This is a genomic window from Nitrospirota bacterium, from assembly GCA_015233895.1.
Taxonomy (GTDB): domain Bacteria; phylum Nitrospirota; class Thermodesulfovibrionia; order Thermodesulfovibrionales; family Magnetobacteriaceae; genus Magnetomonas.
Genome location: JADFXG010000004.1, coordinates 1 through 15,425, shown reverse-complemented (window position 1 = coordinate 15,425; position 15,425 = coordinate 1). Strand labels below are relative to the sequence as shown.

Here is a 15,425-nt window from a genome sequence, read left to right as displayed (position 1 = left end):
ATTATAAACTAAGTTATTAACTATGTCAAAATTAAAAACACTGTACTCCAAACCGAGGGATCACGGGGAAGGGGTGAGGCACCCCAGCCGTAATAGGCAAAGCCCTCTCCCTCCTTCTTCCTTACTCTCTTCCCTTAAACAGATAGCTTTCAAATAGTTGTAGGCCTTGCATGTGTTTTTCAGTGAGGTCATAAGATATATTCTCCCAGTATGATACGAGCATTTCTTTGGAGAGCATTTCAGCAGGGTAGGGGGACACTGAAGCTATTTCTGAGAGGGTGCTCAGGGCTTGTTTTTTTGCACGTTTAAGGGAAAATTCAAACTCTGAAAGTAATTTCCGGTTGCAGTCCTTTCTTGCTATCCAAAGTGCAAATACAAAGGGTAATCCCGTGTGCTCATACCAAAGTTGACCGAGATCATAAATATAAATTTTCTTATTAATTCTAACACTTCTGCGGTTTTCAATGAGAGCGTTATCACCGATTAGCAAGTAGGCAGGGTGGGTGCCGAGTCCCTCGGCAAGTTTAGCGTCAGAGGGTTCCATGCTGACGGTTATTCCGTAAAATTCCGAAAGAATAACTTTAAGTAGCGCTACTGACGTTTCCGATTGAACAGAGACCAAAACCGTTTTACCGCCAAGGTTACAGATATCGTCTGCACTAAAAAGTAAAATACTCTCTATTGCGCCAAAGGAGCTTACTGAGTGCTCTTTAATGAGATCATAAAGCTCCGGGTGACGCAGGTACTCAATTGAAGACGATGGGCTGACATCAATTTTCCCCTCTCTGATTAGCGAGTTAAGATATGAAGGTACGCCTGAGATTATCTCATACGATTCGGTTTTGTTTAGGTTTATGTCATTTTCAAGACAATGAAAAATCGGAAACAGATTGGCAAAGTTAATTTTTCCAATTTTCAGCGATTTTAGCATTGAGAATTATCCTTTTACAACACCGATGGGTTTAAGCATCGCTACTTTTTGAGAAATACGGGCATTGTCAACAACGCTGATAACATTATTAATATTCTTATAAGCCTCCGGCATTTCCTCGGCAAGTGTGCCCCTGCCTGCACTTGTAACCGTAACGCCGGCATCAAGCAGTTCTTTCCAGATTTGCCTCCCCTTGGCTGCCTTTATTGCGCCGTGACGGGAAAGCAGTCTGCCCGCTCCATGACAAGTCGAACCGTAAGTCTCGGTCATAGCGTCTTGTGTACCAATAAGCACAAACGAGGCACGCCCCATATCGCCTGGAATTAACACCGGCTGTCCTACGGCTCTATAAATATCTGGAAGCTCAGGGTGATCTTTCGGAAACGCCCTGGTTGCCCCCTTTCTGTGCACTATCAATCTGACATCACGCTTTCCAACCCGATGGGTTTCCTCCTTTGCAATGTTGTGTGCAACGTCATAGACCAAAGAGAGCCCAATGCTTGACGGTGAGCCTCTCAGAGCTGCAATAAAAGACTCCGACACAAGGTGCATAATGCTCTGTCGATTTGCCCATGCGTAGTTGGCAGCACCTTTCATAGCTGAAAAATATTCCTCTGCCTCCTGTGAATGAAATGGAGCACAGGCTAATTCTCTGTCGTAAAGCTCAATTCCATACTTTTTAGAGGCGCGTTCCATAATTGGCAAAAAGTCGGTACATACCTGATGCCCCAGCCCCCGAGAGCCTGTGTGAATCATAACTGTGACCTGTCCCTCAAAAAGCCCAAATGCCTGAGCGGCTTTTTCGTTAAATATTTCGCTGACATACTGAATTTCTATAAAGTGATTCCCAGAGCCCAGAGTTCCCATCTGATTTCTGCCTCGTTCATAGGCTTTTTCACTTATTGAGGTCTCATCCACGCCTGACATCATACCTTCTGACTCGGTTTTTTCCAAATCTGCACCGCTGCCCATACCCTGCTCCACTGCCCATAGAGCTCCCTTTAAGACAACATTTTTCTGCTCGTCCGGAGTTAGCCTAATCTTACCCTTTGAGCCAACCCCTGAGGGCACATTTGCGTATATTGCGGCAACAAGGTCTTTTATGTGCGGGAGCACCTCCTGCTTAGTGAGGTTGCTTCTAAGTAGCCTGACTCCGCAGTTTATGTCATAACCAACTCCACCGGGTGAGATTATCCCCTCGTTTAAATCAAACGCAGCAACACCGCCAATCGGAAATCCGTAACCTGTGTGAATATCAGGCATGGCAAGAGAGTATCCAACAATGCCAGGCAGTGTGGATACGTTAGCTACCTGAGCGACAGCCTGTGGCTCAAGGAATTTTTCAAGCTGTGCATTTAGATAAATCAACCCCGGCACACGCATTCCGGCCTTGTAACCTATCGGAACCTCTATCGTGTTTTCATCTTTTCTTATCAGTTTTTCTGTCATAATTTTTTACCCTCCTCACTTTCCGGTGGCTATATATCCAGAATTATCTCCAAAGAGGAAAAAGACGGCTCACACACAAGTTTAAGATTATGATAAGTGGCAGCTTTTATGAGAAATCCTCTTTTGTGTTTTTCCTCATCAAAAGTCTCTCCTTTTACGGTAGCCTTGATATGTCTTTGTGACAGCTTGTTTATAGTTACATCTTTACAGAGAAATCCGAAAACATCAAAATTATAAATGAGCTCATTAAGCCATGCAACCATGAGGTCTTCTGAGGAATCGGCAGAAAGCGCAATCTCCCTGCTTTCAAGCGGCTCAATTGTCTCAAAATCTGTGATGAGTGAAAACAAAGCACATGCTGCTTTCACAAATAACTCCTCCTTTGTGGTGGCAGTCACCCTTAACCCGATGTCACCAGAAACATCAAGTATTTCCACTCCCTCCATACATTAAATTAACGCTTTGCCGACAGTTGAGTCAACCATGAAAATACGAGCAATTACTGTAAGTTTAAAAATTTATTCATCTTAGTGTATAATCACTGTAATGAGCACTGAGAAGGATTTTATATGCCCTGTAACCGGTATGGAATTTGTGTTTGTAAAGGGCGGATGCTATCAGATGGGAGATGTGTTTGGTGAGGGAGAGGCTGAGGAAAGACCAGTTCATAAGGTTTGCCTGGATGATTTCTATATTGGTAAATATCCGGTAACTCAGAAGGAATGGCTAAAAGTAATGGAGAATAATCCATCATTGACATATGGTTTGAATTATCCTGTTGAAGAGGTAAGTTGGTATGATGTTCAGGATTTTGCAAACAGGTTAAATACACAAACACGAAAGAAACATCGTTTACCAACTGAGGCAGAGTGGGAATATGCCTGTCGGAGTGGCGGAAAGGATGAGAATTGGGCAGGAACTAACGATGAAAATAGCGTAGGGGATTATGCCTGGCATGACGGTAACTCAGAAATGATGCCGCATCCGGTAGGACAGAAGAAGCCTAACGGTTTGGGGATATACGATATGAGCGGTAATGTATGGGAGTGGGTGGAGGATGTATATGACGAAAATGCTTACAGCAAACACTCTGTTAATCGTCCAGTTTGTATAAGAGGTGGTTGCAATCGTGTGATGCGTGGAGGGAGTTGGCGTACTTTCCCAAAATTTGCACGTAGTTCTTACAGAAGTCTTAACGCCCCGGACTTCAAGGACTTTCATATAGGTTTCCGTCTTGTCCTTGAAGATAATCTCCTGGATTTCTTGTTGATTAATGTTTAGTATCGCACTATCTGTACTTCATAAATCAAACAAGAATGTCTATGTTATGCCCATCAGATTTTCTCTCTACAGGCTCTTCTTTTTCCCGTATTTTCTTTAACGGCTTCTTTGCCCTTCTGAATGACCTGTTTTTATTTTCATTGGAGACTGCATCCCTCAAATCTGGCATTGTTGGTACATATTCTACTGTGTATTCCATTGTAGCACCTCCTTGGCACAATGTATAACTTTTAATTACTTTTCGGTTGTTTTTGGCGAAACCTTTATAAAGAGTTATGTTTTGGAGGGGATTCTCTTTATCAGATAGTATGAGGCAATAAAGAGTATGGAAAATCCACCAAAAAGGCTAAATTGCCACAATAACGTACTTCTTATCGTAATCAGAGCGGCAAAGCTTACAATGGCTTGTATCACCCCATAGAGGAGTGTCACTTTCCAATGTGGCATGGCAAGCTCATTACTCATGTACTGGTACAGGTGGCGTCTGTGAGCTTGTGTCAGATTCTCTCCTAAACTTAAACGATAATAAATCGTCACAATACTGTCAGCATAAAAAGTGCAAAGAAACATTGTAAGACATATAAATGTGCCAACAGATGTTGACATCTTCATGACCATATAGGCAAAAGCAAAGCCAAGAAGGAGACTTCCCACATCTCCCATAAAAACCCTCCCTTTAGGAAAATTAAGCGGTAAGAATCCAGCACAAGCTCCGCACAGTATCACTGCAAAGAGACCGGCATCATATTGCATTGCTCCTAAAAGCGCATACACAGCCATGAATAGAAAACCTGTTACTCCGGTAACTCCGGCTATCCCGTTTATCCCGTCCATAAAATTATAGAAATTAGCTGTAGCCGTTAGAAAAATACACCAAAAAATAAAAAGCATGATTTCAAGAGGTGTGTGAGGGATGTTAAGGGTGAAATAAACCATCAATACTGAAAGTATTAGTTGAACTATTAACCGCAACACTGTGGATAAACTAAATATATCCTCTAAAAAGCCAAGAATTCCCATTGCAAATACTATGAGCACCAACCAATGGTTATTGGTTGTAAGCAGCCCACAGGTTAAAACTGCAACGGCTATACCAAGCCCGCCGCCTCTTGGCGTAGGATGTACGTGCGAACTTCTGGCATTAGGTATGTCAACAAGTGAAAACCTAAATCCTTGCTTCCATATCAGATATGCAAATATGAAGGCTATTGCCGCAGATAAGTAAAATATCATAGCCTCTGCCTAATCCTTGATTGTCTTGCTGGTAAACCACTGAACCATGTCTCGTATGCCGTAAGAAACATCATAAGGAGGGCTCCAGTTAAGATCAAGCTTTATCCTGTATGTGGAAACAGTGAGAGAGCCCAGGAGCCTGTCAAGCTCATCACTAAAACCGGTTAATGCACCGGCCAGCCGCAATAGCGGGACAGGAAAGGGTAATAGTATTGGGTCTTTGCCCATTTCCTTTGAAATCATCGTAATAAGCTTTGGAGTTGAGATATCCACAGTGTCAGAAACCATATAAGTTTTAACTCCCTTGCTTAAATCGTGTAAAGTGGTCTCTATGGCGCTGGCAAGATTACCTACGTACAACATGCTGCGGCGGTTATTGACGTTTTTAAGAGGAAGTGGGATGTTTTTAGAGGTTATTTCAAGAAGCCTTAGAAAGTTACCTTTAACAAACGGCCCATAGACAAGCGGAATGCGCAATATCGTTACAGCAGTTGGCGAGTCATATTCACACAGTTCTGTGAGGATTTCCTCGGCTTCAAGTTTTGATGTTGAATAGGAGTCCTGAGGACGAGGGGTGTCGTGTTCTGTAAAGGGTCTGTTGGTTGTTTTTTCACCATTAACTTTAACTGTGCTTATGAAGATAAACTTTTTTACACCATTAGCCATCGCCTCCTCATATAGCCTTTTTGTGCCAATGGTGTTAACTTTTCTAAACTCAACAAGAGGATCTGATGCCCACTCTTTCATCACATGAACCCTTGCCGCAAGGTGTACAACTGCATCAACTCCGTTTAAGGCGTTCCCAAATACGGCATCCGGGCCAATGTCCTTTATTTCGCAAAAGTCTTTGACATCAGGCAGAATCTCTCTGACCCCGTCATCAAGATTTCTTACAGCAGCTCTTACATTAAACCCCGCATTTTCCAAATATTGACACACTGCCCGGCCGATAAATCCGTTTGCTCCTGTCACTAAAACCCTGCTTAGTCTCATTTGTTTAATCTCCTGTCATAAATGGAGTGTTTATAACGTTTTCTACCACATCTATCATTTTTTTAGCCTGCGTTTCTCTAGTATATCTCTGGGAAGCATCAAGGCTCTTAGCAGAGAAATCTTTGAGTTTTGCAGGGTTTTCTTTAAGAAACAGGATATTTTTAGAAAATAGTTGTGGCTCTCCGGCAGGACACCACAATCCGCAACCTTCTCTTTGTACAATTGCACTGGCCTCACCTTCGGGGGAAACTACCAGAAGCGGCAGCCCCATTCCCATGGCTTCAAACATTTTTGAGGGTATCACGGTTTTAAACACCGGTGAGTTTTTTAGATGAATTAGCGCCACATCACAGAGACTCCAGTATTTGGGCATCTCAGCTTTGGGTTTAGGCGGCACAAAGAGCACATGTGATGAGAGATTAAATTGTTCAACTTTTGCTTTAAGTTTTTCATGCTCTGAGCCTGTTCCAACAAAGAGAAAACAGATGTCATCACTGTGGTCATTTATTATTTTAGCTGCCTCAATCACATTTTCAAGACCGTGGGCAGCTCCCTGTGTGCCAATGTAGCCAACCACAAATTTTTCGTCAAGATGAAGTGTACTCATAAGCTCTGGGTCTTTTGGCATAGGAGCATAACGGGGCAAATCCACGCCGTTAATCACCACAGTTATTTTATCCTCCGGAACACCTCTCCTTACTAAATCCTCTTTAAATGAGTTTGTAAGAGAGACCACATGAGCCGCCCTGTCATAGAGGTAAAGCTCTAGTTTTTCAACCATTTTTAGAAGGATATTTCCCCGCTTCATGACCCCAACGGCTGCAATTGATGCTGGCCACAGATCTCCAAGTTCAAATATAAACGGTATTCTGCGTGCCTCTGACACCATCCATCCAGCCACTGCTGCAAAAAACTGCGGAGATGTTGAAATTGCGACATCCGGTTTATTTTCAAAAATTGCGGCTGCCACTGCTGTTATGTTATAGGAGAGGAAATCCAGAGTTCTAAGAGCAACACCCTCGTTTTTACTGATGAAGGTTTTGACTCTTACCACGCGAATCCCGTCCATGAACTCAACCTGATGCCATTTGTTTTTATACCCCGGATAAAGGCGTCCCTGAGGAAAATTGGGAGCACAGGTTATCACAGTTACGTCATATCCCCACTTAACCCAATAACACGCACGCTCATATACCCGCGTTGAGGCGGCATTTACTTCAGGTGGAAAATTCTCTGAAAAAAATAGTATTTTTCTCATTTTATTCATTGTACAGATTGACGATAAAGAGCGTCAAGGTTGTCTCCCACTGGGGAGACCCCTCGGCAAATTTAGGGTTGTTAAGGGGATTGCAATTAGTTTGTTTTTATGATATTCTAAAGGCATGGCAACGACAATTGAATTATATACGATGCTTAAAGATAAGATCGGTGACGCTGAAACTAAGGCTTTGGTGGAAGCTATTGAGGAAACTCCTCGTAAAGCCAAAGAAGAGTTATTAAAAGATTTTGCTACTAAAGCCGATTTGCTATTGCTTGAGGAAAGGATGAAAAGCGAATTTAAAAATGTCCGTCTTGAAATGAAGCTATATTTCCTAATTCTTGCTTTCCTCATAATTTTGGCAAATCCACGGGCAATAGACCTTATCTCCAAAATCTTAGGCATCGTTAAATAGCGTTCATATGTGTCAGGTGTTGACAACTGCTCACCTGTTGTTGCAGAAATGACTTAAAGAGTTCTGAGGAGCAGTCCTTCTTTGTGTTGGAACAATTTTGCCACGACGCTGTGAAAAAGAAAAATGCCGCCGTCGCCTTAAAAAAAAAGTACCCTACATTTTTTATTACATATACTTGATGTTATTTGTGTAAATGAGCCATACTATACCCATTGAAATGGATCGCTGGCATGAAATCAGCGAAAGAGATTTTTTTTGAAGAACTTTAACGTTTGTCTTATGTGTCAATGGAAAAAACATGACAGGAGGATATCAGATTGAAAATTGTCAAACAATTACTAAAAGAATTTTGGATACCTTTACTCGGTTCTACCGTTTGGCTTTTGTTTAATATATTCGGAAATAGTAGCAAAAAAAATCTGTGCGTCAAAGATGTATTAACCTTATTTGCTCCCGCTTTTTTCTTCATTAGTTGGCTTACTGGCCAAATATTTCGTGTAATAAAGCAATCAAAGGTAGAAGAAAACTTTTCTTTAATGGATACTCGCTTCAATAAGTTGTTACTTACATTTGAGAAAAAAACCAATGAAATGATTTGTAACTTAACAGGAGGAGACAGTTTCACTTATTTTGCGATAGGTTCGCTTAATTCTAATACTAATACTGGAATATTGACGGCCATACATGTTGGGGAATATCCTCACTATGATGTAACAGCTCGTATATTAGATTTACAGAAATTTGAAAAAATAAAAAGTAATCCAACTCTTGAAAATTTGGCAGAATGTAGTATAAATATAGATTTAGGTATTTTGACTCATGGACTTGGAAAAATGTTTGAACAACCATGGAATGTGGAGCACGAAAACAAACAGTCATACAATGTTACTTTTACGGCAAGAAACGGCAGTTACAGTCAAAAAATTAGACTAAAGAAGGTAAATGGCAAATGGCAGCAAGCGACCAAAGTATTTGATAGACAAAAGAGAGTGCTTCATGAAGAAGTTGCCTCAGACTATCCAAAAGATGAAGAAGGTAACGTAACTTGGGATAATGCCTAACAACTTAGTAAAATTGCGTATTTACGATAAGACTATTGCCTAAAAATTAATCTGATAACTTATCGTGCTGCTGCTAGTTTGCTCTGCGATAATAACGTTGTTACTCATTTCCTTTCCAAACTCAGGATAATATTTTGACTCCTGCACGCTTAGGTTGCTCTCTGACAGAATATTAAACACGGTTTTAGGAGTTGAAAGAGAAATCTTATTGCTGCCTTCTGGTTTAACCAACACATCAGGATGTATATGCACAAGAGATTTAAAAGCGCCGGCAGATATGCGTTTTCTTAGTACATCGGTAACCGTTAAGGAGTATTTTTCAAAGACCACCTTTCTTTCAAAAATGTTTCCGTTGTAATCGGCTATCAAACAAGAAAATGTATCGGCGCTGACATTGTAGTTCCTTTCCAAAACACAGGAGCGGCGCCCCATCCTGAAAAATGCCCATATCTCTGACTGCTCTACACCCTCTATAACTGGTAAATTATGGGCAGCAGTGCGTCTGCAGTAGTTTCTGACAGACGGATCCTGATACGAGCCGACTCCAGTGTCCACAATCACCCGCTGACCGGCAAGCGACAACTCATACGACATGGAGTCACAGTGCGAATGCCCTGGTTGATACTCCGGAGAGGGACTGCCGGAGTCTATAATAAAATAAAACCCGCCGCCCCAGTGTCTAATAAAATAACCGGAATTTTCAAAAAACTCGAAACTGTCCGTATATTGTAGTAATTCATGTTCTTCATCAAGTTCTTTAGGTTTTATAAGCGATGTATCGTTAAACAGGGAAAATTTACCGTCTGGGTGCACCATAAAAGAAAGCCAGTGCTTCATCTTTTTAATCTTTACGCTGCATAGACAATGCAGCTTTTCAAGTGCAGTTACTTGGTTGACACTTAAATTCTCAATTTCAAGAGCATCTCCAGCAGCAAGATTGATTTCAACCATACCGGAGAGGATCTGCTCGTGGTACATGGGAGTTACCTCATAGTGGCCGCCGTCATCGAGTATCTGCTCATTAATCTCAATTGTCAGTTCCTTAGCGCTAAAAATCAACTGGTTTATAAAATGGTTTACCTTGTAGCCATTTTCAATTAAAAACGCTGCCGTTATAAAAAGAGCCTTTAGATTTTCAAACAGATGGTTTGCCTGAACGTGGTACTCTATGTCTTGATACAAGCGTTTGCACTGAATACAGATGGATTCATATATAACAAGCCTGATTTCATCATCATTAGTAAAGTGATACTTTGAGTCTTTAAGCCACTTTGTCCAATTTACAACCCTCTTTGAAATAACAAACGGCTCCCAGGCCTCAGTGGTTTCATAAGAATTCTTTTCTATCCAGTCCAAAACCAAGTACAGTTTTTCAATCGCTTTTTCTTTTGTGTAGTTATTTTTAAGGAGAAAGTCAAAGTAATGCTGGTTATATCGCCAAAGTTTTTCCTTGGTGTTGTCCACCCATTTTATGGAATCAAGAGGGTAGGTTTCTTTAACGTTTAAAAAGTCAAACGTAATTTGTATTTTCTGTGGCTGCTGAAGTGTTGGTTTAAGTTCTGCAGCTTTTTTCCGCAAAGCTGTAAGACCGTTGACACGATAGAACTGACGTTTTAAGGCATATAAAGCACGACCGTAAATCTGAACGGGTTTAAGATAGCGCAGTGTAAAAACAAAAGTTAAAACACCTGGAAAATCAATCGGGATCCTTCTATTATTTATAAACACACATACCCCCTGAGCTAAAAACACTCTTACGGTAGTTAGTACTTTTAATAACCACAGCAGGTGGTCATGATTAATAAGCGCATCAACCCACTAAACAAATACTTATAATATTATAACTTTTTTATTAATATATTTACAATTCTCTGTGCCGCTTTGCCGTCCCATAACTCTGGTACCGTACCGGTTTTTAAAATACCTGCTTTAAAATCAGCGTAAGCTCGCATAATGGAATCCTTTTTATTGCCGACTATTATGTTTGTGCCTATTTCTGCAGTTATAGGGCGTTCGGTGTTGTCTCTTAGCGTAAAACACGGTATGCCCAAAACCGTGGTCTCCTCCTGAAGGCCGCCACTGTCAGTAAACACAATTGCAGCGTCTTTCCAGTATCTTAGAAACTCACTGTATGACAGAGGCGGTTTTAAGTGTATCCGTGAACGTTCTATTTTATCAATCAGTCCGAAATCTTCAAAATTTTTTCTTGTCCGCGGATGAACAGGAAAGACCAGTTCCATATCAGCGGAGATTTCAATGAGAGAATCCACTATGTCACTACAAACCTCTTTGGTATCAACATTGGAGGGGCGGTGCAGGGTTATTACACCATATGTTTTTTTCTCAAAATGCCATGGATCATTTATTTCTAAGTTTTTAAGGGCATCAAGCTGAAGATACAGGGTGTCAATCATAACATTCCCTACAAAAAATATCTGGTCGTCAGACTTTCCCTCTTTTTTAAGATTAGTAACGCCGCTTTTTTCAGATACAAACAGATAGTCTGAAATAGAGTCGGTGACAATCCTGTTTATTTCCTCAGGCATAGTCATATCGCCGCTTCTAAGCCCTGCCTCAACGTGTGAGGCTTTTAGATTGAGTTTCTTTGCGGTCAGTGCACAGGCCAAAGTGGAGTTGACATCTCCAACGACCACTACCATTTCAGGAAGCTCACTAATACAGACACGTTCAAATTCAATCATAATTTTTGCCGTCTGAACCGAATGGCTCCCAGGTCCCACATTTAAGAAATAATCCGGCTCTGGTATTTTAAACTCCTCAAAAAACACCCTCGACATTTGGTAATCGTAATGCTGCCCTGTGTGTACCAGAATATAGTCGCAAAAATCAAGCTTATTCAGCTCCTGAATCAGGGGAGCTATTTTCATAAAATTTGGCCTTGCACCTGCCACCAAAACTATCCTCAACCATTACCTCACTTTTAAATGTGTCGTATTAATAAAAATGTTACAGATAACAATTGCCATGCTATATCTATACACTCTTTGCCAAAAAATCCTTTAGTTCACTCACTGAACCAGCGTTCTTGATAAGATTTTTGAATTCCTCCAGCTTATCTATAGTATTTATAGCTCTAACCATATTCATTAACTCAAGTCCGTTTAAACCATACTTGAGCTCAAGCATTCCATCAATACCCTCGAGTAACCCTTCGCGTTTACCTTCAAACAACCCCTCGCGTTTACCTTCAAGCAGCCCTTTCCGTTCACCTTCAAGTAACCCAACCTCCTTACCATCCAAATAAAGTTCATCTTTTGTTATATCTATAGTTACCGGCATTTTCTTAACCTCCTTTTTACCAGAAACTTTGCCGTCTCAAATCCGGTTAATATCTTCATAAATTTTCGTGGCAATCCTTTCAAAATACTTTTTAGCGTAATATCAAAATATTGCGGCATATAAGATCTCTCTATTCATTTTCTTATGATAACATACATAAACTGTTTGATAACATATTAAAACAGTTTTACAATGAAACTCGTAAAAGGCAACACAACAATTTTTTTGAGCTTGACAAAGTTGTTAACATGTGCTAAAGTCACCTCAACAACATGCAGGAAGAGGAGATACTTAAGCGCTTATGTTTTGTAGTGTAGTAAGTAATATTGCAATTGATTGGCGCAAGCATCTATCTATCTATCTATCTATCGCAAAAAATCAAAAGTGACGCCTAGCATAATACCGTCACAAACTCCGTACATAATACTTTTACCCCATTATCCTTAATTAGAGCACAACCCACGCGTAGGAAAGAGTTATTGGTGCTGTTTTGTTAATCGCAACAGAACTTAAGAAGGAATGTGCTTGGCGAATTGACGTTTTTAATGTGATTTTTTTAATGAAATTAAATGGCAACTTTGCTGTCATGATTTTTTGGAGGTAGAACAAAAATGTCGATAGTTTTTAAATCAGACAGGTTTTTTAAATTTTCTTTGGTATTGGTAATAATGATAACAGTGCTTGTACCAACATTATCCCATGCTGAATACACATGGACAGAGCAAACAGGAGCAGGCAGTAGATATTGGCTATCAATATCGTCATCATCTGATGGGTCAAAACTTGTTGCTGGTACTTATGGTGGTTCTTCTACTCACGGTAGTATTTATGATGATTATATTTATACCTCAACAGATTCAGGTGTTACATGGACTACTGAAACGGATGTCTCTGGTGTGTGGAATGGAATAACCTCAAACTCAGATGGAACAAAACTCGCTGCTGTAAGTTCTGGTGCTTATTACCTTATATCTTATGGTGATTATATTTATACCTCAACAGATTCTGGATCTACATGGACAAAACAAACGAATTCTGGTATGAGTTCGTGGAATTGTATAGCGTCATCTTCAGATGGTTCAAAACTAGTTGTCGGAAATACTGGTGTCGGATATTCTGATGGGTATATTTATACCTCAACAGATTCAGGCGCTACGTGGATTGAGCGAACCGGTGCCGGTAGTGGGTATTGGAAATCAATAGCATCCTCATCGGATGGTTCAAAACTAGCTGCAGGGGGTTATGACACCTATATATATACCTCAACAGATTCTGGCGCTACATGGACTGCGCAAACAAGTGCTGGCAGCAGATATTGGCATGGAATAGCGTCCTCTTCAGATGGTTCAAAACTAGCTGCTGTAAATAATGGTGTCGGATATTCTGGTGGGTATATATATACTTCAACAGATTCCGGTGCTACATGGACAGAGCGAACAGGATCTGGTAGCAGAGATTGGTATGGAATAGCGTCCTCATCTGATGGGTCAAAACTTGCTGCTGCATCGCATAATGGATATATTTATACCTCAACAGATTCAGGCGCTACATGGACAGCAGAAACAGGTGCAGGTAGCGGATATTGGACTGGCATAGCATCCTCATCCGATGGTACCAAACTAGCTGCTGTAGCTAATAATGGTTATATTTACACAGCTTCATTTTCAATAACCCATACGCTTACAGCACCGACAAATACATCAGTATATCGTGGTGGTTATTTAGGCCCATTTTCCTCAACTATCACTAATAACACAAGTTCCTCTGTCTATTACATGTACGCATATGTATATACATCAGACGGCAGCTGGATTGTACAAACAAACAGCGGTGTACCAATATTGAATGGACAGACGTATTCTCCTATGAATTTAAATGTATATGTCCCTTATGGTGCAACAACAGGCACATATTACTACTACGAGGTAATTTATGACTCAAGTTGGAACCAAACAGAGTATAAGTATTTCTCTTATACTGTGAATTAAGAATATTGCTTGCTGAAATGTTTAAGTGCGTTGCTTAAGTGGTGTAAGTGACGCACTTAAAGGCTATTTAACAGCATATAGCAGGATAATGAAGGAGGAGTAGAAGATGAGCCAAAGTTCTTTGAATTACAGAGTGACAAGAAATCCCTTATGTACTATTGGTATTTTCTTAGTATCGTTTGCATTATTTTGTTATGCCAGTGATTTTGCATTAGCAGGTGATTACACGTGGACTGCTCAAACGGGTGCTGACAGCAGATGGTGGTATTCAATAACGTCATCATCAGATGGTTCAAAACTCGCTGCCGGAGATTCTGGTTATTATTATGGTGGGTATATTTATACTTCAACAGATTCAGGAGTTACGTGGACTGCGCAAACGGGTTCTGGCAGCAGGTATTGGAGGGCAATAGCATCCTCGTCAGATGGTACAAAACTCGCTGCAGTGGATTATACTGGTACTGGTTCAGGTGGATATATTTATACCTCAACAGATTCAGGCGCTACGTGGATTGAGCGAACCGGTGCAGGTAGTGGGTATTGGAAATCAATAGCATCCTCATCGGATGGTTCAAAACTAGCTGCAGGGATTTCCGGGACTTATGGTGGGTTTATATATACCTCAACAGATTCCGGTGCTACATGGCTCGAGCGAACTGGCTTCGGTAGCAGATATTGGTATTCGATAGCATCCTCATCGGATGGTTCAAAACTTGCGGCGGTTGCTTACAATGATTATATTTATACCTCAACGGATTCAGGGTCCACATGGACTGAGCGAACTGGCTCCGGTAGCAGATATTGGTACTCGATAGCATCCTCATCGGATGGTTCAAAACTTGCGGCGGTTGCTTACAATGATTATATTTATACCTCAACGGATTCAGGGTCCACATGGACTGAGCGAACTGGCTCCGGTAGCAGATGGTGGTATTCGATAGCGTCCTCTTCAGATGGTTCAAAACTAGCTGCCGTGGATGGTTATATTGGCCGTTTTAGTTCTGGTGGTTATATATATACTTCAACAGATTCGGGAGCTACATGGACTGCACAAACAAGTGCTGACAGCAGATTTTGGAAATCAATAGCATCCTCTTCAGATGGTTCAAAACTAGCTGCTGTAGATAATGGTGACGGATATTATGGTGGGTATATTTATACCGGTGTATCATTCTCCTCATCACTCACACACAGACTTACAGCGCCGACAACAACATCAGTATATCGTGGTGGTTATTTAGGTCCATTTTCCTCAACTATCACTAATAGCACAACCTCATCTACATATTACATGTACGCATATATATATACATCAGACGGCAGCTGGATTCTACAAACAAACAGCGGTGTCCCAATATTGAATGGACAGACGTATTCTCCTATGAATTCAAATGTATATGTCCCTTATGGTGCAACAACAGGCACATATTACTACTACGAGGTAATTTATGACTCAAGTTGGAACCAAACAGAGTATAAGTATTTCTCTTATACTGTGAATTAAGAATATTGCTTG

The 15,425-nt window shown here is 40.8% G+C and carries 15 protein-coding genes; 5 read left to right on the top strand and 10 right to left on the bottom strand.

Annotation, left to right across the window (positions count from 1 at the left end):
• Positions 1 to 121: 121 nt before the first annotated feature.
• The 3 genes from HQK88_04785 to HQK88_04775 are packed head-to-tail and all read right to left on the bottom strand — an operon-like array spanning position 122 to position 2,817.
• Positions 122 to 931 carry a menaquinone biosynthesis protein gene (locus tag HQK88_04785; GenBank protein MBF0616120.1) on the bottom strand — a complete coding sequence of 270 codons (810 nt, stop codon included), beginning with the start codon at positions 929 to 931 and terminating at the stop codon, positions 122 to 124.
• 6 nt (positions 932 to 937) lie between these two features.
• A complete protein-coding gene (locus tag HQK88_04780) occupies positions 938 to 2,380 on the bottom strand; it encodes an RtcB family protein (GenBank protein ID MBF0616119.1) in 1,443 nt (480 codons plus the stop codon).
• Positions 2,381 to 2,409: 29 nt separating this feature from the next.
• Complete coding sequence (locus HQK88_04775; GenBank protein MBF0616118.1) at positions 2,410 to 2,817, bottom strand: archease; 408 nt, start codon at positions 2,815 to 2,817, stop codon at positions 2,410 to 2,412.
• Between the two features lie 109 nt (positions 2,818 to 2,926).
• On the opposite strand from HQK88_04775, the gene HQK88_04770 reads away from it, so the two are divergent.
• Positions 2,927 to 3,661 (top strand): formylglycine-generating enzyme family protein, encoded by a 735-nt coding sequence (locus tag HQK88_04770; GenBank protein MBF0616117.1) that lies wholly within the window; start codon positions 2,927 to 2,929, stop codon positions 3,659 to 3,661.
• A 25-nt stretch (positions 3,662 to 3,686) separates the two neighbouring features.
• On the opposite strand, the gene HQK88_04765 is transcribed toward HQK88_04770, so the two are convergent.
• From HQK88_04765 to HQK88_04750, 4 genes are all read right to left on the bottom strand, one after another.
• Positions 3,687 to 3,860, bottom strand: coding sequence for a hypothetical protein (locus tag HQK88_04765; GenBank protein ID MBF0616116.1), 174 nt, complete (start codon positions 3,858 to 3,860; stop codon positions 3,687 to 3,689).
• 74 nt (positions 3,861 to 3,934) lie between these two features.
• Positions 3,935 to 4,894 (bottom strand): hypothetical protein, encoded by a 960-nt coding sequence (locus tag HQK88_04760; protein ID MBF0616115.1) that lies wholly within the window; start codon positions 4,892 to 4,894, stop codon positions 3,935 to 3,937.
• Positions 4,895 to 4,903: 9 nt separating this feature from the next.
• Complete coding sequence (locus HQK88_04755; protein ID MBF0616114.1) at positions 4,904 to 5,887, bottom strand: NAD-dependent epimerase/dehydratase family protein; 984 nt, start codon at positions 5,885 to 5,887, stop codon at positions 4,904 to 4,906.
• A 4-nt stretch (positions 5,888 to 5,891) separates the two neighbouring features.
• Positions 5,892 to 7,145: a glycosyltransferase family 4 protein gene (locus HQK88_04750; protein ID MBF0616113.1), complete on the bottom strand. Its 1,254-nt coding sequence runs from the start codon at positions 7,143 to 7,145 to the stop codon at positions 5,892 to 5,894.
• 124 nt (positions 7,146 to 7,269) lie between these two features.
• Here HQK88_04750 and HQK88_04745 point away from each other — a divergent pair, with 124 nt between their 5' ends.
• Together HQK88_04745 and HQK88_04740 are read left to right on the top strand one after the other, a co-directional pair.
• Complete coding sequence (locus HQK88_04745) at positions 7,270 to 7,560, top strand: hypothetical protein (protein MBF0616112.1); 291 nt, start codon at positions 7,270 to 7,272, stop codon at positions 7,558 to 7,560.
• A 317-nt stretch (positions 7,561 to 7,877) separates the two neighbouring features.
• On the top strand, positions 7,878 to 8,621 hold the full coding sequence (locus HQK88_04740; GenBank protein ID MBF0616111.1) for a hypothetical protein: 744 nt from the start codon (positions 7,878 to 7,880) through the stop codon (positions 8,619 to 8,621).
• 39 nt (positions 8,622 to 8,660) lie between these two features.
• Here the strand turns inward: HQK88_04740 and HQK88_04735 are convergent, their stop codons facing one another.
• The 3 genes from HQK88_04735 to HQK88_04725 all read right to left on the bottom strand — a co-directional run bounded on the left by HQK88_04735 (position 8,661) and on the right by HQK88_04725 (position 11,921).
• Positions 8,661 to 10,349, bottom strand: a complete 1,689-nt coding sequence (locus HQK88_04735) for a heparinase II/III family protein (protein MBF0616110.1) — start codon at positions 10,347 to 10,349, stop codon at positions 8,661 to 8,663.
• A gap of 110 nt (positions 10,350 to 10,459) precedes the next feature.
• The gene (gene wecB, locus HQK88_04730; protein ID MBF0616109.1) at positions 10,460 to 11,548 is read right to left on the bottom strand and encodes a UDP-N-acetylglucosamine 2-epimerase (non-hydrolyzing); all 1,089 of its coding nucleotides are present in this window, start codon (positions 11,546 to 11,548) and stop codon (positions 10,460 to 10,462) included.
• Positions 11,549 to 11,615: 67 nt separating this feature from the next.
• Positions 11,616 to 11,921, bottom strand: a complete 306-nt coding sequence (locus tag HQK88_04725) for a hypothetical protein (GenBank protein ID MBF0616108.1) — start codon at positions 11,919 to 11,921, stop codon at positions 11,616 to 11,618.
• Between the two features lie 611 nt (positions 11,922 to 12,532).
• On the opposite strand from HQK88_04725, the gene HQK88_04720 reads away from it, so the two are divergent.
• Together HQK88_04720 and HQK88_04715 are read left to right on the top strand one after the other, a co-directional pair.
• Complete coding sequence (locus HQK88_04720) at positions 12,533 to 13,909, top strand: hypothetical protein (GenBank protein MBF0616107.1); 1,377 nt, start codon at positions 12,533 to 12,535, stop codon at positions 13,907 to 13,909.
• 106 nt (positions 13,910 to 14,015) lie between these two features.
• Positions 14,016 to 15,413 (top strand): hypothetical protein, encoded by a 1,398-nt coding sequence (locus HQK88_04715; GenBank protein ID MBF0616106.1) that lies wholly within the window; start codon positions 14,016 to 14,018, stop codon positions 15,411 to 15,413.
• Positions 15,414 to 15,425 lie beyond the last annotated feature (12 nt).

Excerpts from the sequence above, each read along its gene's own strand:
- HQK88_04760 (MBF0616115.1), bottom strand. The coding sequence starts at position 4,894 with ATGATATTTTACTTATCTGCGGCAATAGCCTTCATATTTGCATATCTG.
- HQK88_04745 (MBF0616112.1), top strand. The coding sequence starts at position 7,270 with ATGGCAACGACAATTGAATTATATACGATGCTTAAAGATAAGATCGGT.
- HQK88_04715 (MBF0616106.1), top strand. The coding sequence starts at position 14,016 with ATGAGCCAAAGTTCTTTGAATTACAGAGTGACAAGAAATCCCTTATGT.
- HQK88_04785 (MBF0616120.1), bottom strand. The coding sequence starts at position 931 with ATGCTAAAATCGCTGAAAATTGGAAAAATTAACTTTGCCAATCTGTTT.
- HQK88_04770 (MBF0616117.1), top strand. The coding sequence starts at position 2,927 with ATGAGCACTGAGAAGGATTTTATATGCCCTGTAACCGGTATGGAATTT.
- HQK88_04720 (MBF0616107.1), top strand. The coding sequence starts at position 12,533 with ATGTCGATAGTTTTTAAATCAGACAGGTTTTTTAAATTTTCTTTGGTA.
- HQK88_04765 (MBF0616116.1), bottom strand. The coding sequence starts at position 3,860 with ATGGAATACACAGTAGAATATGTACCAACAATGCCAGATTTGAGGGAT.
- HQK88_04755 (MBF0616114.1), bottom strand. The coding sequence starts at position 5,887 with ATGAGACTAAGCAGGGTTTTAGTGACAGGAGCAAACGGATTTATCGGC.
- HQK88_04725 (MBF0616108.1), bottom strand. The coding sequence starts at position 11,921 with ATGCCGGTAACTATAGATATAACAAAAGATGAACTTTATTTGGATGGT.
- HQK88_04780 (MBF0616119.1), bottom strand. The coding sequence starts at position 2,380 with ATGACAGAAAAACTGATAAGAAAAGATGAAAACACGATAGAGGTTCCG.
- HQK88_04750 (MBF0616113.1), bottom strand. The coding sequence starts at position 7,145 with ATGAGAAAAATACTATTTTTTTCAGAGAATTTTCCACCTGAAGTAAAT.